The organism is Microcoleus sp. M2_D5 (assembly GCF_036701935.1).
Lineage (GTDB): Bacteria > Cyanobacteriota > Cyanobacteriia > Cyanobacteriales > Microcoleaceae > Microcoleus.
In genome coordinates this window covers 14,556-32,240 of the sequence record NZ_JAUBRP010000044.1, presented here as the reverse complement: position 1 = coordinate 32,240, position 17,685 = coordinate 14,556, and the positions used below count along the sequence as shown (strand labels likewise).

At 46.1% G+C, this 17,685-nt stretch carries 15 protein-coding genes and 1 tRNA gene; 10 read left to right on the top strand and 6 right to left on the bottom strand.

Annotation, left to right across the window (positions count from 1 at the left end):
* Positions 1 to 311: 311 nt before the first annotated feature.
* The 10 genes from QUA50_RS18625 to urtE all read left to right on the top strand — a co-directional run bounded on the left by QUA50_RS18625 (position 312) and on the right by urtE (position 12,335).
* Positions 312 to 2,738: an ATP-binding protein gene (locus tag QUA50_RS18625; RefSeq protein WP_333261413.1), complete on the top strand. Its 2,427-nt coding sequence runs from the start codon at positions 312 to 314 to the stop codon at positions 2,736 to 2,738.
* A gap of 252 nt (positions 2,739 to 2,990) precedes the next feature.
* Complete coding sequence (locus QUA50_RS18620; RefSeq protein WP_333261410.1) at positions 2,991 to 3,890, top strand: methyltransferase domain-containing protein; 900 nt, start codon at positions 2,991 to 2,993, stop codon at positions 3,888 to 3,890.
* Positions 3,891 to 4,019: 129 nt separating this feature from the next.
* Positions 4,020 to 4,748: an HAD family phosphatase gene (locus QUA50_RS18615; RefSeq protein ID WP_333260814.1), complete on the top strand. Its 729-nt coding sequence runs from the start codon at positions 4,020 to 4,022 to the stop codon at positions 4,746 to 4,748.
* 120 nt (positions 4,749 to 4,868) lie between these two features.
* Positions 4,869 to 4,941 (top strand) — tRNA-Ala (locus tag QUA50_RS18610).
* Positions 4,942 to 5,480: 539 nt separating this feature from the next.
* The gene (gene urtA, locus QUA50_RS18605) at positions 5,481 to 6,800 is read left to right on the top strand and encodes an urea ABC transporter substrate-binding protein (RefSeq protein WP_333261407.1); all 1,320 of its coding nucleotides are present in this window, start codon (positions 5,481 to 5,483) and stop codon (positions 6,798 to 6,800) included.
* Positions 6,801 to 7,028: 228 nt separating this feature from the next.
* Positions 7,029 to 8,183, top strand: a complete 1,155-nt coding sequence (locus tag QUA50_RS18600) for an ABC transporter permease subunit (protein ID WP_333261588.1) — start codon at positions 7,029 to 7,031, stop codon at positions 8,181 to 8,183.
* A 27-nt stretch (positions 8,184 to 8,210) separates the two neighbouring features.
* Complete coding sequence (urtC, locus tag QUA50_RS18595) at positions 8,211 to 9,353, top strand: urea ABC transporter permease subunit UrtC (protein WP_333261405.1); 1,143 nt, start codon at positions 8,211 to 8,213, stop codon at positions 9,351 to 9,353.
* Between the two features lie 417 nt (positions 9,354 to 9,770).
* Complete coding sequence (locus QUA50_RS18590; protein ID WP_333261403.1) at positions 9,771 to 10,499, top strand: TIGR00266 family protein; 729 nt, start codon at positions 9,771 to 9,773, stop codon at positions 10,497 to 10,499.
* A gap of 179 nt (positions 10,500 to 10,678) precedes the next feature.
* Positions 10,679 to 11,425 carry an urea ABC transporter ATP-binding protein UrtD gene (gene urtD, locus QUA50_RS18585; protein WP_333261400.1) on the top strand — a complete coding sequence of 249 codons (747 nt, stop codon included), beginning with the start codon at positions 10,679 to 10,681 and terminating at the stop codon, positions 11,423 to 11,425.
* Positions 11,426 to 11,636: 211 nt separating this feature from the next.
* Positions 11,637 to 12,335 carry an urea ABC transporter ATP-binding subunit UrtE gene (urtE, locus tag QUA50_RS18580; protein WP_333261397.1) on the top strand — a complete coding sequence of 233 codons (699 nt, stop codon included), beginning with the start codon at positions 11,637 to 11,639 and terminating at the stop codon, positions 12,333 to 12,335.
* A gap of 93 nt (positions 12,336 to 12,428) precedes the next feature.
* Here urtE and QUA50_RS18575 read toward each other — a convergent pair whose 3' ends face one another.
* From QUA50_RS18575 to QUA50_RS18550, 6 genes are all read right to left on the bottom strand, one after another.
* Entirely contained in the window at positions 12,429 to 12,560 is a 132-nt protein-coding gene (locus QUA50_RS18575) for a hypothetical protein (protein WP_333261395.1), read from the bottom strand.
* A gap of 89 nt (positions 12,561 to 12,649) precedes the next feature.
* Positions 12,650 to 12,784 (bottom strand): hypothetical protein, encoded by a 135-nt coding sequence (locus QUA50_RS18570; protein ID WP_333420545.1) that lies wholly within the window; start codon positions 12,782 to 12,784, stop codon positions 12,650 to 12,652.
* Positions 12,777 to 13,031, bottom strand: a complete 255-nt coding sequence (locus QUA50_RS18565) for a hypothetical protein (protein ID WP_333261392.1) — start codon at positions 13,029 to 13,031, stop codon at positions 12,777 to 12,779. The genes QUA50_RS18570 and QUA50_RS18565 overlap by 8 nt, the downstream gene beginning before the upstream one ends.
* Positions 13,032 to 13,047: 16 nt before the next feature.
* Positions 13,048 to 13,770 (bottom strand): pentapeptide repeat-containing protein, encoded by a 723-nt coding sequence (locus tag QUA50_RS18560; RefSeq protein WP_333261391.1) that lies wholly within the window; start codon positions 13,768 to 13,770, stop codon positions 13,048 to 13,050.
* Between the two features lie 66 nt (positions 13,771 to 13,836).
* Positions 13,837 to 14,313 (bottom strand): chemotaxis protein CheW, encoded by a 477-nt coding sequence (locus QUA50_RS18555; protein ID WP_333261388.1) that lies wholly within the window; start codon positions 14,311 to 14,313, stop codon positions 13,837 to 13,839.
* Between the two features lie 312 nt (positions 14,314 to 14,625).
* On the bottom strand, positions 14,626 to 17,439 hold the full coding sequence (locus QUA50_RS18550) for a hybrid sensor histidine kinase/response regulator (protein ID WP_333261385.1): 2,814 nt from the start codon (positions 17,437 to 17,439) through the stop codon (positions 14,626 to 14,628).
* Positions 17,440 to 17,685: the final 246 nt, after the last annotated feature.

Sequence of the window (17,685 nt, the reverse complement as noted above, 5' to 3'; positions counted from 1 at the left end):
ATATTAAAGATATCGTAAAGCAGTTACCTCAATTAGGTAAACCGAAGGTCAAAATATAAAGCTGATGCCAAAATAGAAGGCGAGGGTGCGATCGGAATAATAATTGTTTGCAGTCAGGACTGCAAGTCATACCATTTTAGATTTTAGATTTTAGATTGTAGATTTTAGATTGGGAATGACTGATGACTACCAGGGTGTGGATCTTGGCTACAGTTGCATTCTTTTCTTAAACCGATCTAACTACTTACCTGATATTAATTCTGCCGAATGACGAAGACCGTTTGATCAAGTTGACTCTGAGGGAACATTTGATGATGCAAAACCCAGCAAATCAAGCCGGCTCTGTCTCTGCGCCGCCGCCACACCAAACCAAAAAGTTGCGCCACTTTTTGGATAACATCAGCAATTCTGCTCAATCGCAGTGGCAGCAAGCGCACAGTCTTTGGCAACACAGACGGCAGCGCCGCCATTTGCTGACCCTGCTAATTCTGGGTACCACAGCTTTAACGATTAGCACAACTGCTTGCATCAGCTATTTTTTTGTGCGCGGACTAATTCTCGACAATTTAAAGCAAATAGCACTATTAAAACTAGAAAAAGGCACCGATGAAATCGACCGCTGGCTAAGCAGCCGCAAAGCAGAAATAGAAACCATTGCTTACGATCCTACGGTTGGCACTCTCAATTGGCAATTAGTCGAACCCCGGTTGCAAGGAGAAATATACAGGTTAAAAGAGTATTTCATCCTGTCATTAATTCAACCCGACGGCTCATTTATCAATACTCTAGGCAACCGCGCGAACAGTAAAGACCGCCAACACTTTAAAAAAGCAATGGCCGGACATCTCAACGTTTCCGACCCGCTGATCGGCCGCAGTACAAAAGTTTCTACGATTATTATTTCAGCTCCTATTTGGGCCTTACCTCCCGCTCCAAATCAAGTAATTGGAGTCCTATCGGGCAGCATTAAATTAGACCGAGTAACATCGGTCGCTAACAGCTTGCTGTACGGTTCCGACAGTTATGCTTTTGCTCTCAATTCACAAGGAGTGCCAATTGTTCATCCCAACAATAAATTAATCGGAAATATCGACCGGGAGGCCCCAAGCTTTTTACAGTCAAAAGACCCCGCTCTCTCCACAATTGCGCGGCAGATGATCGACCGCCAGACGAACATCGAACTGGTAAAAATAGATAACAAATGGGTGTATGTAGCCTATGCTCCCCTCAAGGAAGTTAACTGGTCGATGGCTTTAGTAATTCCCCGCGAAAATATTGAATCCCAACTGCAAGCATTAAATTTGCTGACATCCGTAGTCGCCGGACTGCTAATTCCGGCAATGCTAGCAGCCATTTGGCTAATTTACTCCTCCGAAAACAATCGCGCTCAAGCGGAGCGAGAAGCCATGCTCAACCGGATTGCTGGACGCATTCGCGCTTCTCTAGAATTAGACAAGATTGTGCAAAGTACAGTCGAAGAAATAGTAAGTTTGCTGCATCTAGAACGTGCGGCTTTTGGTTGGTACAAACCACAAGAAAAAACGTTACAAATCCTGTGGGAATATTGCCAATCTGATTGTCCGACACAAACCCTAAAGTTTGAGTCTTACTTTATAGAAAATGTGTTAGTACGGAGCGGTCAAGGCGAACCAATTATTCTTTCGAGCGACACTTGGGCGAAGGGTGTAACTCAACCGCCGGAACTTAAAGCTAATAGCTATTTAGCTGTACCTGTCCAGACTCAGAACCAGCCGCAGGGTTATTTAATTTGCAGCCACGCTACTCATTGGCTGTGGAGCCGGGAGGAAATCCAACTGTTAAAAGCTGTAGCAGACCAATTGGCTATCGCAATTACTCAAGCTCACCTTTACAGCCAAACCCAAGACCAAGTAAAACTGCTTAATAGTGCCTTAAATGAACTAAAAAAAACTCAAACTCATTTAGTGCAGAGCGAAAAGATGTCATCCCTAGGTCAAATGGTGGCCGGGATAGCGCACGAAATCAACAACCCCGTTAACTTTATTTCGGCTAATTTGCCTCACACCAGCAAATATACTAAAGATTTATTAGAGTTGGTGAGTTTATACAAAGAAGCCTTCCCAGAGGTTCCCCGGGAAATCGCCGATTTTATCGAAGAAATCGAGTTAGAATTTATCGAGGAGGATTTGCCGCATATATTGAATTCTATGAAAATAGGAAGCGAACGCATTCGCAGCATAGTTCTTTCTTTGCGGAACTTTTCTCGCCTGGATGAATCTGACAAAAAGCTGGCGGACATTCACGAAGGTATAGAAAATACTTTGCTGCTGCTCTCCAACAGCCTCAAAAATAGAATTTATACAGTCAAGAAATACGGAAAAGTGCCTTCAGTCGAGTGCTACCCGTCTCAGCTAAATCAGGTGTTTATGAACTTGCTGAGCAATGCGATCGATGCCTTGAACGAGATCGATCGCCTGGATAAAATTATTACAATTTCCACGGGAGTAGTTCGCGAAAATGGCGGTAAATTTCTGAAAGTGGCGATCGCCGACAACGGCCCCGGCATTCCCGACAGCGTTAAAGATCAAATTTTTAACCCATTTTTTACTACTAAAGATGTGGGTAAAGGCACGGGTTTGGGGTTAGCAATTAGCTACAAAATTGTAGTAGATGGACATGGTGGTAGCATCACAATTGCTAAACCTCCGGGGGGAGGAACGGAATTTTTGGTTAAAATTCCTATTAGTAACGGAAAGTAAAACGATTTTAGATTTTAGATTTTAGATTTTAGATTTGGGAAGGACTGATAAAATAAGAGTTTATAGCTTGTCTACAGTTGCCTTGTTTAAACTCGTACAAGTAGGAAGTGGGAAAGGAAACCCGCAGATTTTGTAACGTTTTAACGGAGGTAAGGGATAGAAGGAAGAGGGAAGAGGAACTCAACAGTTTTAATAAATGCTAAATTTACGCCCGTTGGCTAAAATTAGAAGAGTTTTTGTTAAAGGTGTTTTATGGCTGTTGGCAAGGATACAATTTTCGAGCGCTTTTTGTCGCCCCTGATGCGACTGGCGATCGACGAAGAAGCACTGAAACGACTCTACGAAGGTATCGACTGGGAAACAGCGGGCGATCGCTACCGACAACCCAACTTAGTTTATCCCGAATATTACAGCAGCCAAAACTTTCACGGCATTAAACGCGGCTACCTCAACCCCAGTGCCGCCGTTTCCTACGATCCCATCACGCAATATGTTTTGCCTCCCCACGAAACAGTCGTCAGGCAAGGCTTAATTGACGCTGTGCGGGTGAAACCGCGCCGAATCATCGATTTGGGATGCGGCACCGGTTCGACAACGCTCATGCTCAAGCAGGCTTTTCCCGAAGCGGAAGTAGTTGGGCTGGACTTGTCGCCTTATATGCTGGTAGTTGCCGACATGAAAGCGCAAAAAGCCGGCTTAAATATCCAGTGGTTGCACGGAAATGCCGAAAGCGTTGCTTTTGGCGATGCCAGCTTCGATTTAGTCGCAGCTTCCTTGCTGTTTCACGAGACGCCACCTGCTGTATCGCGGGCAATTTTGCGAGAAAGCTTCCGACTGCTGAAGGTTGGGGGACAAGTGGCAATTTTGGACGGAAATCAAAAAACTTTGCGGCAAACAGAGTGGCTGACTGATATCTTTGAAGAGCCTTATATTAAGTCTTACGCGGCTGGCAGCCTCGATGCTTGGGCGGGGGCGGCTGGATTCGCGGCGGTGCAAACTCACGAACACTGGTGGGTGAATCAGGTGACGCAGGGCGTGAAACCTTTGCCGGGGGAAGATTTGGAACAGGCTAAGGTGGCGAGGGGGTGGAATTGGGGCGATCGAACTCCTGATTTTGATGGCGATTTACCGGGCATTCCAGCTCCGGCTTGACTTATTGTTGAGGTGTATTTTTCGCCCTTTGGGGGCGGGTTTCATAGATGGTTAGTTTTAGGTTGAGATGGTTGGTAAAACCCGCCCCTACTAACTTGCTAATGACTGATGATTAATGACTAATGACTAATGACTCTAAAAGCAGTTTTATTTGATTTTAATGGCGTAATTGTTAATGACGAGCCAATTCACGAGAAAATAATCGCACAATTGATGCTCGATGAAAATCTCCAGCTCAAACGTGGGGAGTTTCGAGAAATTTGTTTGGGAAGGAGCGATCGCGCTTGCATTACCGAACTGCTCAAGCGCCGGGGACGATATCTAACAGAAACATATCTCGATCGACTGCTGCAGCGCAAGGCCCAAGCTTACAAAGCTCAAATAGATACTTTGGAGAAACTGCCGATTTATCCGGGTTTGGCAGAATTTATTGATAAAATTCGGCCCGCCGGACTGAAAATGGCCGTAGTTAGCGGGGCACTGCGATCGGATATAGAATTGGTGTTAGATCGGGCCGGTTTGGCAGCAAACTTTGAGTTAATTGTTGCAGGCGATGACTTGACGGCAAGCAAACCAGCACCCGACGGCTATCTATTGGCTGTGGAACTTCTCAACCAGAAATATCCCGACTTTAACCTGCAACCCATCGAGTGTTTGGCGGTAGAAGATACTTTTGCGGGGATTGAAGCGGCGAAAAAAGCGGGGATTCAGGTTGCGGGGGTGACTCACACTTACCCGTTTCACATGATTCAGCGCCAAGCTAATTGGACGGTGGACTATTTTGCTGATTTAGAGTTGGATAGAGTGGCGGCATTTTGCTCGATCGCCCCCACTGAGCCTGCTGCGGAAAACACTTGACCTTTTTAGCAGTTACGTGCTAGTGTAAGTGACGGTCTGCGAACGTGAGAGCAAGCAAAACCTGTAAGCCTTTTAGACTCGGCAATCTCGCATCTAAAATGCTAAATTAAAACTCAATCAGGGGAATTAGCTCAGTTGGTAGAGCGCTGCGATCGCACCGCAGAGGCCAGCGGTTCGAGTCCGCTATTCTCCATAAATCAGGGGCATTTCTACAGGTGACGATCGTGCTCAAAGCGAAGTGCGATCGTCACCTGCTTTGATACTCACCTATTTTATGCGATCGACTCGCTTGCTGCCTAAGTTTTAGCATCAAGAACCTGTCGAGAGCGAGAAACCCGCTTTCTATGAGTGTGCGATCGACCCGGTGGCTGCCTAACTGGTAGCATCAATAAGATAATTTCTGTAAAGAAACCGCGTTTCTAATTACACACTAATTGCTGAAAAGACGTATTTTGGTGTCTAAACCCGGTTTCCCCAAAAAATCCGGTAAGCCCGCGATCCCCACCATGATGCGATCGGTCAATCTAAAATCTAAAATCTCAAATCTAAAATGGTATCAGCCCGGTTTCTGGCGCAGTTGCACTGAATCCCCAGAAAACATTCATTTTGTCAAAAACAATAAGTTTTGTAGCTAAAAATACAACAGTCTGCTGAAGCGAGTCTTAATATCAAGTCGCTATGTGTTATTATTCTCAATCATCTGACTCATCTATTCGAGAGTAACAAGAAAAAATGACAAAGCGATTCGATCGGCGGAAATTTATTTTATACAGTTCTGCTACCCTAACATCAAGTTTATTTCTCAAAGCTTGTAGAACTCCAACTCCAACAGCAACTCCCGCCGCTTCTCCCACATCAACAGGAACTACACCAGCAGCAGCCGGTGGCGGAAACACGATCAAAGTAGGAATTTTGCATTCCTTGAGCGGCACGATGTCAATCAGCGAAAAAAGCGTTGTCGATGCCGAACAATTAGCGATCGAAGAAATCAATAAAGCTGGGGGCGTCCTCGGAAAACAAATCGAAGCAGTAATAGAAGACGGCAACTCAGACTGGCCGACTTTTGCCGAAAAAGCCAAAAAATTGATCGACCAAGATAAAGTTGTCACCGTCTTCGGCTGCTGGACTTCTGCTAGTCGCAAAGCAGTATTGCCAGTATTTGAAGAAAAAAATCATATGCTCTGGTATCCCGTACAATACGAGGGTCAAGAGTGTTCCAAAAATATCTTTTATACTGGGGCTGCCCCGAACCAACAAATCGAACCCGCAGTGGACTGGCTGCTAGAAAATAAAGGCAAAAAATTCTTCTTAGTCGGGTCTGACTACGTTTTTCCCCGCACGGCAAATACCATTATCAAGGCACAGCTAGCAGCCAAAGGTGGCGAATTAGTTGGGGAAGATTACATTCCGTTGGGTGGGACAGAAGTCACGCCAATTATTAGTAAAATTAAGGCAGCTTTGCCAGACGGCGGCGTCATTTTTAATTCCCTCAACGGCGACAGCAACGTAGCATTCTTCAAACAGTTGCAGGGTGCAGGTTTGGGCCCGGACAAATATCCGTCAATGTCGGTCAGTATTGCAGAAGAAGAAGTAAAGGCGATCGGCGTAGAATATCTTAAAGGCCATTACGCCGCCTGGAATTACTTCATGACTGTCGAATCTCCAGCAAATACAAAATTTGTGGAAGCTTTCAAGGCAAAATACGGCAAAGATAGAGTGACTAACGACCCGATGGAAGCAGCTTACATCATGGTTTACCTCTGGAAGCAAGCTGTCGAAAAAGCAGGGACAGCCGACGATTTGGAAAAAGTGCGCGCAGCAGCTTTGGGTCAAACCTTTGACGCGCCGGGGGGCACAGTAACAATGGATGTTAACCATCACCTTTCTAAATTTGTGCGCTTGGGCGAAGTTAGAGACGACGGTTTGTTTAACATAGCTTTTGCTACGCCAGAAGCAGTGAAGCCGGTGCCTTGGAATCAATTTGTTGCTGAAACAAAAGGCTTTGCTTGCGATTGGTCAGACCCCGCAAAAGGTGGCAAATTCAAAGTTTGATAGCAGATATGTAATTGCGCCCAAGTGAGGGGTGGTGGGTTTTCAACTTATTTGAGTACCATCAAATAAATTAGGAATTAGGCACTGACTAAAGAAACCGGGTTTTTTGGGATTAAAGACTATCAAGCAGTATTTTCGCAAAAAAAACCCGGTTTCTTTGTCTGGGACTATAAGTCAAAAAAAACCAGTCCCTACACCAAATATTTGAGCAAAGTAGGAGTAACACAATTGGCGATATTAGATGGTTTATTTAACGGCCTTAGCATCGGCGCTGTTTTACTAATTGCAGCCCTGGGACTAGCGATTATTTTCGGGCTGATGGGCGTAATTAATATGGCTCACGGCGAGTTGATGATGCTGGGGGCTTATACAACTTTCGTAGTGCAAAATGTCTTCAAAGGTATCGGAGGATTTGCTTTTGAAACCTACATTTTATTTGCAATTCCCCTAGCTTTTTTAGTAGCTGCACTTGTAGGATTGATTCTGGAACGCGGAGTGATTCGCTATCTTTACGGGCGGCCGCTAGAAACTCTGCTGGCAACTTGGGGCGTAAGTTTAATTTTGCAGCAGTTTGTCCGCAGCGTGAGTTGGGTGTTGGTAATTGGGATTGCGGTGTTTTGTTTGCTGTTTTTTGGCGGTTTGCGGTTGCTGAAATCTCGCCTGGATTTCGATCGCATTCGCAGCAAAATTATCGCCATAATTTTGCCTTTATCTTTGGGTATTTCCTGGGCGGTGAGCACCTTTTTAGGGCAAACTTACAAACTGGCAGTAACTCAACCTTGGTTTGGCGCTCAAAATGTGGACGTGACTGCACCGCAATGGTTGCGCGGCGGCATACCCCTGGGCAATTTTCAGTTGCCCTACGCCAGAATTTTTATTATTGTGCTGACAGGAATTTGTTTGGCGGGAATTTACCTATTTTTGCAAAAGTCTGTGTGGGGATTGCGGATTAGATCCGTGACGCAAAATCGCAGCATGAGTGCGTGTTTGGGAATTCCTACCGAACAAGTAGACGCGCTGACTTTTGCTTTGGGTTCGGGGCTGGCTGGTGTCGCTGGGTGTGCGATCAGTTTGATCGGTTCGGTAGGGTCAAATACCGGACAAAATTATATAGTCGATACTTTTATGGTGGTGGTTGTGGGCGGTGTCGGCAAGATTGTGGGGAGTGTAGTTGCTGCGATCGCGATCGGCACTGCAAATTACCTGATCGGTTCTGGAACCTTAGCATTAATGTTCGCTCCTATCAAGCCTTTAGCCGACTTCTTCACATTTTTCGCCACAACCAGCATGGCAAAAGTAATGGTATTCGCCTTAATTATGGCTTTTCTGCAAGTGAAGCCGGGAGGGATTTTCCCGCAAAAAGGGCGGACGGTAGAAAATTAAAAATTACAACTGCGAGTGTAGCGAAAAATGCAGAAAAAACATCAAAAACCCTGGGTAAAAGAAGCGGCAATTGTCAGCGCGATCGCCCTCACATTCATCTTACTCCTCCCAGGAATACTCCCCGACGTTCGGCTCAATCAATTAGGGCGATTTTTAGCACTAGCAATTGCAGCCCTCGGCATAGACTTAATTTGGGGATACACGGGTTTACTGAGTTTAGGGCATGGGGTGTTTTTTGCGATCGGCGGCTACGCCTTCGCCATGCACCTAAAACTGCAAATTCCCCCAACCGCCAGCAGTCAATTGCCAGAATTTATGAACCTCTACGGCGTTACCGAACTCCCCTGGTTTTGGCAACCATTTTATTCATTTCCCTTCTCAGCATTAGCAGTAGTTCTCATCCCCGCCATCTTGGGCGCACTTTTAGGTTATTTAGTATTCCGCAATCGGATTCGAGGCGTTTACTTTTCAATTCTCACCCAAGCAGCAACCATTGTATTTTTCAACTTCTTTAACGGTCAGCAAAAACTGATTAACGGCACCAACGGACTCACCGACTTTAAAACCTTGTTCGGAGCCACAGTCAATGACCGAGATACTCAATATATTTTCTACATTCTCACCATACTATTTCTAACAGCAAGTTACGCCCTCTGTCGGTGGCTGACCAGCGGGCGTTTCGGCCGCCTGCTAGTAGCAATTCGCGACGACGAAGTGCGCCTGCGTTTCTCAGGTTACAATCCCACAGGATATAAAGTTTTAGTCTTTGCAATTTCCGCAGGTTTAGCCGGGATTGCAGGCGCATTATTTACCGTACAAACCGGAATCATTTCGCCAAAAGCAATGGATATTGCCTTTTCAATTGAAATGGTAATCTGGGTCGCCGTCGGAGGCCGCGCCACATTATCTGGAGCAATATTGGGAGCGCTGCTAGTCAACTTTGGCAAGAGTTTTTTGAGCGAACAATTTCCCGAAGTGTGGCTATTTTTCCAAGGTGCGCTATTCCTCATAGTAGTCACAGTCCTGCCCGACGGCTTAGTCGGCTGGCTGCAAGATCAAAGTTTCGACCAAATCCGCAGCTTGTTCAGAAAACCGAAGTACGTATCTACTTACCCCAGCCTGGAACAAGACCCCCAAGTGCAGCTCGAAAAAGAAGAACTTGAACATTGAGTGCAAAAATATCGTGTATATATAAGTAGACGGACATAAATAAATTTCATTTGTAAGAGACAAACGATGCAATCGCCATAGACTTGGGAAAAGCCGCGTTTTTCTCTGAGGATACGCAAGATATATGTCCACCTACTTAGGAATGAGAATTAAATAACCTGCAATTTTAATTGTTCTTGTGGGATGGGCGTCTCGCCCGTCCCTTATAGACGGGCGAGACGCCCATCCCACAGGCTTATGCAAATTATTTAATTCACGATCCTTAGATATCATGCCAATTAAAAAAAAGAATGCAACAGTATTCTTGTCCCCCCCGCAATACAGCGGGGGGGCTAGGGGGGTCTTCGAGTGTTGCACGATTTTAGAAAAATGGTATCAGTAGCAAGCAGCTTCATTCTTTAACTTGAGGAAAAACATATGGCAGATATTATTGACTACAAAATCTACGGCGACGATTTGCAACTCATCGAGATTGAACTCGACCCCAAAGAAGGCGTCAGGGCTGAAGCTGGAACCATGACATACATGGAAGGCGACATCCAAATGCAAACATCCACAGGCGGTGGCTTATTTCAAGGTTTCAAACGAATGCTGACAGGAGAGGGTTTTTTCATTACCACCTTTGTCAACGCCGGAAATCGCAAGGCCCGCGTCGCTTTTGCCGCCCCCTATCCGGGTAAAGTAATTCCCCTCGATTTAGGCCAACTTGGCGGTAAATTTTTGTGTCAAAAAGACTCATTTCTCTGTGCGGCTAACGGCATTGAAATTGAGGTAGCTTTCACCAAGCGGCTAGGTGCCGGTTTCTTTGGCGGAGAAGGTTTTATTCTGCAAAAATTGCAGGGTGACGGGCTAGCTTTTGTTCATGCGGGAGGAACAATTATTGAGAAAAATTTGGGAGTTGGCGAAGTGCTGCGAGTAGACACCGGTTGTTTGGTAGCTTTTGCGCCGACTGTAGATTACGATATTCAGTTTGTTGGCGGGTTTAAAAATGCTTTATTTGGCGGCGAAGGCTTATTTTTGGCAAAGATGACTGGGCCTGGTAAAGTATATGTACAAAGTTTGCCGCTCTCGAAGTTAGCTGAGCGAATTATGGCTGCTTCTCCACCTCCTGTGTCGAGCAGTTCTAGCAGTTTTAGTTTAGAGTAAAATAAGCATTTATGTGGTTGTGTAGGGTGCGTCAGCCCGCAGATTTCTTGGCTTACCCAGAGACTTTTAACTGACGCACCTTCTCAGAGAAAATCAGCGCTGTCAGGTGCGTCAGCCCACAGATTTTCCGGCTTACCCAGAGACTTTTAACTGACGCACCCTACCCGGAAAAATCACCTATGAATGGCAAAGTATTAGAAATAGAAAACTTGACTGTGAGTTTTGATGGTTTTAAAGCCATCAACGGTTTAAATTTCAGTATGGATGCGGGCGAACTGCGAGTTATAATTGGCCCCAACGGTGCGGGAAAAACAACTTTTCTCGATTCAATTACCGGGAAGGTGCAGCCGACAGAGGGCAGGGTGTTATTTAAGGGACAAAATTTACGCAAGTTGTCGGAAGATAGGATTTCGCGCTTGGGAATTGGCCGCAAGTTTCAGACGCCGCGAGTTTACTTGAATTTAACGCCACGCGAAAATTTGGAATTGTCTTGCAGCCGCCATAAAAATGTTTTTTCGACTTTGTTTCAGCCTGCTTCTGCTGCTGAAAAACGCACGGTTTCCGGTTTGTTAGAAACAATTGGTTTAGTTGCTAAGGCTGATATTTCGGCGGGTTTGCTTTCTCACGGGGAAAAGCAATGGTTGGAAATTGGAATGTTGGTGGCTCAATCTCCTGATTTGTTGTTGGTAGATGAACCTGTGGCTGGTTTGACGGATGAGGAAACGATGTTAACTGGAGAGTTGTTGATTTCGCTGGCAGAAAGTCATTCGGTGTTGGTAATCGAACACGATATGGAGTTTGTGCGGCAAATTGCGCGGCAGGTTACGGTGTTGCATCAGGGTTCGGTTTTGTGCGAGGGGACTATGGATGAGGTGCAAAATGACGATCGAGTAATTGAGGTATATTTGGGAAAACCTGACAGTTGACAGTTGACAGTTGACAGTTGACGTATCATCTTTGGTAAATTAACCACAAGATTTGTAGGGGCGGGTTAACCAACAATCTTTCATCCTCACCGACTATCTACAGAAACCCGCCCCAGCGACCAAATTTGAGCGCGGGTAATTCAACGGACACGAGGCCAATTACCAATTACCGATTGCCAATTACCAATTATCCATTACCAATCTAAAGAATATGCTGCAAGTTTCTAATTTGAATGTTTATTACGGCGAAAGTCACATTTTGCGCGATGTCGATTTAAGCGTAAATGCTGGGCAAATGGTTTGCTTGCTCGGCCGCAATGGTGTGGGCAAAACTACTATGCTAAAAACGATTATGGGGTTGCTGCAACCGCGCAGTGGCACTATTGCTTTTGGTGGAGAATCTATTGCTTCTAAGTTGACTCACCAGCGGGCTAGATTGGGAATTGGTTACGTGCCTCAAGGGCGCGAAATCATTCCCCGTTTGACGGTGAAGGAAAATTTATTGTTAGGTTTGGAAGCGAAACCAACCAAAATCAAAAATCCTGAAGTTCCTGATGAAATTTTTGAGTTATTTCCGGTTTTGAAAACTATGCTCGATCGCCTGGGAGGTGATTTGAGCGGGGGACAGCAGCAGCAGTTAGCTATTGCTAGGGCTTTGATGGGTGAGCCGCAGTTGCTGGTTTTGGATGAGCCTACGGAGGGGATTCAGCCGTCGATTATTTTAGATATTGAAGCTGCGGTGCGCCGTGTGGTTGCGACTAGGGGAATTTCTGTTTTGTTGGTGGAGCAACATTTGCATTTTGTGCGGCAGGCTGACTGGTATTATGCTATGCAAAAAGGGGGGATTGTGGCTTCTGGAAGCACTAGCGAGTTAAGTGATGAGGTGATTCAAAGGTTTTTGGCTGTTTGAATAGAATTGAAGGAAGGCACGACACGGATTTTGCCTGTGACAGCGAGCGCCTCAAAGAGCAAGAAGGGCAAGCGTTTAGATTTGAAAAATGGCTTATTCGCCTGGGTTCGCTTGGTATTCTGCGATCGCAGTTTGGATTTCCTCGGCGAAGACATTTGCTTGTTCTGATTTCGAGTAAATCAGGTGTAAAACAACTTGAGTCGGTGATTCAACTTGATAAATCAAGCGATAACCGCCGCTCTTACCAACTTGGGAATCACTGTTTTTAGCCCGGACTTTGTAAACGGTGTATTGAGTCCCTGTAATCTGGTTTCCTATGAAGTTTCCTTGGATAAGCTCATCAAGGACTGGCTGAATATCGGTTTGATTTGGCGATACTTTTTAGCGAGTCCTTTGAGGCGACGTTTGAAGAGTACCGTGAATGTGACTTGGACAGACATATCAGACATTGATACCGTCCCAGAGTTCCGATATGGGAAAGGTTTGTCCCGCTTTGGCTTGGTGGAGGGAGGCTTTGAGATCGGCGAGGATTCGATCGTTGGAGTCGGTATCTGAGTCAAAATCTGAGTCGAAGTCTGGGGCGATCGCGGATTGTGTCCGACTGGTCAAAAATTCCAGAAATGCCAGCGTTTGCTCTAAAAGTGGCTCAGGAGTCCGTTCGATCGCTTCGAGAAGGCGTTGTTTAATCGGCGACATAAGACTACCTCTATGATTATTGATTTTTTCTGCCGTCTGGCATTGTGGTGCCGGCCATACTTGCTCGATCGATAGTAGCGCCATCTATATTAGCATTGCGGAGGTTGGCCCCGGAAAGATTGGCATCTCTCAAGTCGGAAAATCGCAAGTCTGCACCATCTAGATTTGTCTTTGTCAAGTTAGCTTTTCTGAGGTTAGCGTTGCTGATTCTCGCTCCTACTAATTCGGCTCCGCTTAAGTTTGTGCGAGCTAGATTGGTGTTGACAAAATCTGATATCTCGAACCGACTACCGCTGAGGTTGGCATCTGATAAATCAGAGCCTGTCAGGATGGGATTTTTTAAGTTAAGGTTAACTAATTTTACGGCTCGGAGGTCGCAGCGGGAGCAGCTTTGAGTTAGCAGCAGCGTTTCGACGTTGGCGTTGATTTGGTCGATTTGTTGCTGGGAGAAATTTTCGGCAAATTGTGGGGAGACGTAGCCGAGCTTTTTGGGGTCGTTTGCTTTTGGTTGGGGTGTTTGGATTGGGGGTGTTTGGATTTGTTGGGGTGTTTGGATTTGTTGGGGTGTTTGTGGTTGGGGTGTTGGGATTGGTTGGGGTGTTGGGATTTGTTGCGGTGTTGGGATTGGTTGCGGTGTTTCTATTTGCCCGATCGCACTTAGTTGCAGCCCCACCTTCGGCAGTTCGAGAGTTCCTGCAAAAATTAGTAGGGCGATCGACATTATTGTGAGTTTTTTCATAAATCTATAACTTTTTGTTTGCCAAAATACCATTTATATGGTATAATACCTCGAAAAGTGAATTCCCTACATTTCGCTAAATAAATCGAAATTCAGATAAAAAACTTCGGAACCATCAGGTGCGCGAATTAACTTTTCTATTACCGGAGGCAGTTGCTGTTGACGGTACAATTCGGGAATCTCGCAGAAACTTTCTTCGGTAATTTCCAAAATTTTTGGCATATCAGGAAGGGGAATCCCCAAGCGATCGCTTTTATTTAAGGTACAAATAATCAGGTATTTGCAGTCAGCCATGCTCGGACTGCTGGGAAATATTGTGGATAAATTAATTATGGTAATCAGTTCTTCTTGATGCCGCAGTAAACTATTACCGTTAGGTAAAAGACCGTAGGCATTAAAGTTTTTAACAATGCGTTCCACTCGCTCAATAGGAACAGCATAGTAAATATTTCCTAGTTCAAAGGAAACAAACTTATGAGGAGCAATTCTAACAGTGGCTTGTTTCTTGCTCCGAAAGCGGCGATTGTAATTGGCGTGAGTCATTCGATTTTAGATTTTAGATTTTAGATTGAAGATTATTGGATTTTAGATTGAAGATAATTGATTTTATATCAACTCCCTTGGCATCTAAATTATTCATCTCTCTCTTCCCTTTCTCTGTATCCTCTGCGTCCTCTGCGGTTAACTCCTTCCGATACAACCGGAATAGATATTAGGTTTTAAATAGAAGATTATTGGATTTTAGTAGGTGAGTCGGCTGCGTAGCTTTCCACTATAATTAGCGTAATCAATTACTTTTGAGCTAATTTTTGTTGGAGATTAGGGATTATTTGATGGAAAATTTGAGATTTTGGATTAAATGATTGAGTGGTGGATTAATTTGGGGATAGCTTGTAAAAGTTGGGCTTCGCTGTAAGGTTTAGTGAAGTATTGATTTGCGCCTAATTCCATTGCCATTTGCCGATGTTTTGCCCCGCTACGGGATGTCAGCATGGCTACGGGAATCTTAGCAAACCGCTGGGTCGATCTGATCGATCGCAACAATTCAAATCCATCCATCCGAGGCATTTCAATATCCACGATCGCCAAACTGCAATCAAGACCATTTTGCAACTTTTCCAGGGCATCCACGCCGTCTTTCGCCTGTACCACCCGGTAGCGAGCACGAGTCAGCGTCAGAGACAACAACTGGCGAATTGTATAGGAATCATCCACTACCAAAATCTGCGGTGACCGACTCGCACTCGCCGGCATCTCCTGCACTTTACCGGAGACAGCGGCGATCGAACTATTTACCACAGGTTGGCCCACCAAATCGTCCACATCCAGAATATTCACCACGCGCCCGTCCCCCAAAATCGTAGTCCCCAAAACGCCGCGAGGCTTGGATAGAGGAGGTGGCAAAGGTTTAACCACAATTTCCTGCTGACCGATCAGCCGTTCCACGGCCACCGCCAGCATTCCTTCGGTAGAAGCCAAAACCAGGACAGGAATTTCCTCTTGGGTCAAAGGGTCAGGAGAGGGGGCATCCGGCGGGAGGACGCTGTATTCGAGCAAATCTTGCATTCTCACCAAACGAATAAATTCCTCCCGCCACCAAAGCATCGGCTGATTGCCCGCAATGTGAACTTCCGAGGCTTTAATGTGCAGAATTTCCTCGACTGCATCCAGCGGCACTGCTATTTTATTGTGATCTGTCTTCACCATCAAAGCATCAGTAATCGACAGCAGCAGCGGCAGTTTAATGATAAAACTCGTACCTTTTCCCAGGCGAGAGTCTACCTTCACAGTCCCCCGCACAGTCCGCAAATTTGTTCGCACCACGTCGAGCCCGACTCCCCGCCCCGAAAGGTCGCTGACCCCTTCTGTAGTGCTGAAACCCGGCCAAAACAGAAAATCGTAGAGTTCGGCAATGGAAAATTCTTGAGCTTGTTCCTCCGTAGCCAAACCCTTTGTGACAATTTTACGGCGAATCATTTCCGGGTCAATGCCTTTGCCGTCATCGGCGACAGTAATAATAGTTTGACCGCCCTGGTGGCGGGCTTCTATTTCTATTTGACCGCTGGCCGGCTTGCCGCTTGCTTTCCGAACTTCGGGAATTTCGATGCCGTGGTCGAAAGCGTTTCTCACTAAGTGTATTAAGGGATCGCGCAAAGCATCGAGCAAACTTTCGTCTATTTTGGTATCTCTTCCCACTAGCAGCAGGTTGACATCTTTATCGTATGTGATACACATCTCCCGCAGGGCTCTGGGCAAGTGATCGACGGCGCGACTGAAACTCACGACTCGCAACTGCATGACGCGGCTGCGTAGTTGTTCGGTAATGCGGCGCAGTTGGTCGGTACTGCGCTCGAATTTCATGGCTAAGGTGTCTAATTTGGTGGCGGATTGAGAAATTGCTTGGGCAGTTTCGATGACTTCGGCGGCTGTCGAGTGGAACTCTGTATAACGATCCATCTCTAAGATATCGAAGTGAGCATGGGCCGGAGAGGATTTGCCGTTAGCAATCATGGGGAATTCTGTTTCTGCGGCTGCAAGTTTTCCCAATCCAGAGTTCCCGTTTCCCCCTCTCCACTCTGCAAAGCTCAGTCTGTCGTATTCTTCTCGCAACTGACCGCCGAATTGGTTCAAATCTACGATGTTGCGGCGGATGCGCTTGACTTCGCCCCGCAGTTCGGATTCTTGAAGTTCTAAATTTGTACGGTTGATGACTAATTCCCCGACTAGATTCACCAATTCAGTTAAGCGTTCTAAGTCTACCCGGATTGTCGGCCTTTGCGGGTTGGGGACTGGGAGAGAGGGGGAGATTTCGGGGAGAGTGGAGGAGGGGGAGATTTCGGGGGGAGTGGGAGTGGGGGAGAGTGGGAGAGTGGGAGAGGGGGAGATTTCGGGGATGTCGATCGCCCTTCCTTCCAATATTTGTTGGCGTGCGGTTTGCAAGTTTTGGGCGATCGTCCAACCGTCGGATTGCAACCGTTGTAGAGTCAAGTCGGGAGAGTCGATCAAAGCGCTGAGGGCGGCGGCGACTTTCCCAAAATCCGGCAATTGCAGCATTCCAGCCAAACCGGAGAGTTGGTAGTAAACCTGCTTGAGGGCGGTGACAGTTGTTGCCAAATCTGCCTCGTCAGCTTGGGAAAGCTCGGTTTCTAGGCGATTGAAGAGTGCCGGCACTTGCTGTTCAAAAATCAGTTTCAGGGTTTCCTGGGCGGGCGATTGACTGGCTGCGGTGACTGGCGACGGTTCTGACTTGCCGTACTTGGCCTGGAACTGATCGAAAATTTGGGCGATCGCCTCCAAGTTTTCCGTTTGATCCGGAGTTGTGACATCGGAGTGTTGAACTGATTCGATCGTAATCTTTTTGAGAGCATCCACCCCCTGCAGCAAAACACTCACAGTAGTCGGTTCCAGGGCCGCCAAGTCTGTGCGATCGCGCAAAATGACAAAACAGTCCTCCAGCGTGTGAGCCGCCGCCGATACGTTTTGAAAGCCCAACATCGAACCCGCACCTTTAATCGAGTGAGCCGCCCGAAACATTTCTTTAACGGCAGCTTGTCGCTCTTTCAAACCCGCAGCTTCCATCGCCAGCAGGTTCGTCTCCATTGACTGAAGAAACTCTTCGCATTCTGCGGTAAAAGCATCTATTAATTCGTTTAAATCGTCATCATTCATATTAAATTAGTCATTAGTTAGCAGTCATAAGTCATTAGTCAGTTCTTATATTATGTCCGGTTCATTTCAACCCGCACCACTCAAATAATCTGGTGAAACCGGGTTTCTTCCTAGATTTATCGTACTCAAACCGAATTTTTCGGAGAAACCGGGTTTCTTCCTAGATTTATCGTACTCAACCCGAATTTTTCGGAGAAACCGGGTTTCTTCCTAGATTTATCGTACTCAACCCGAATTTTTCGGAGA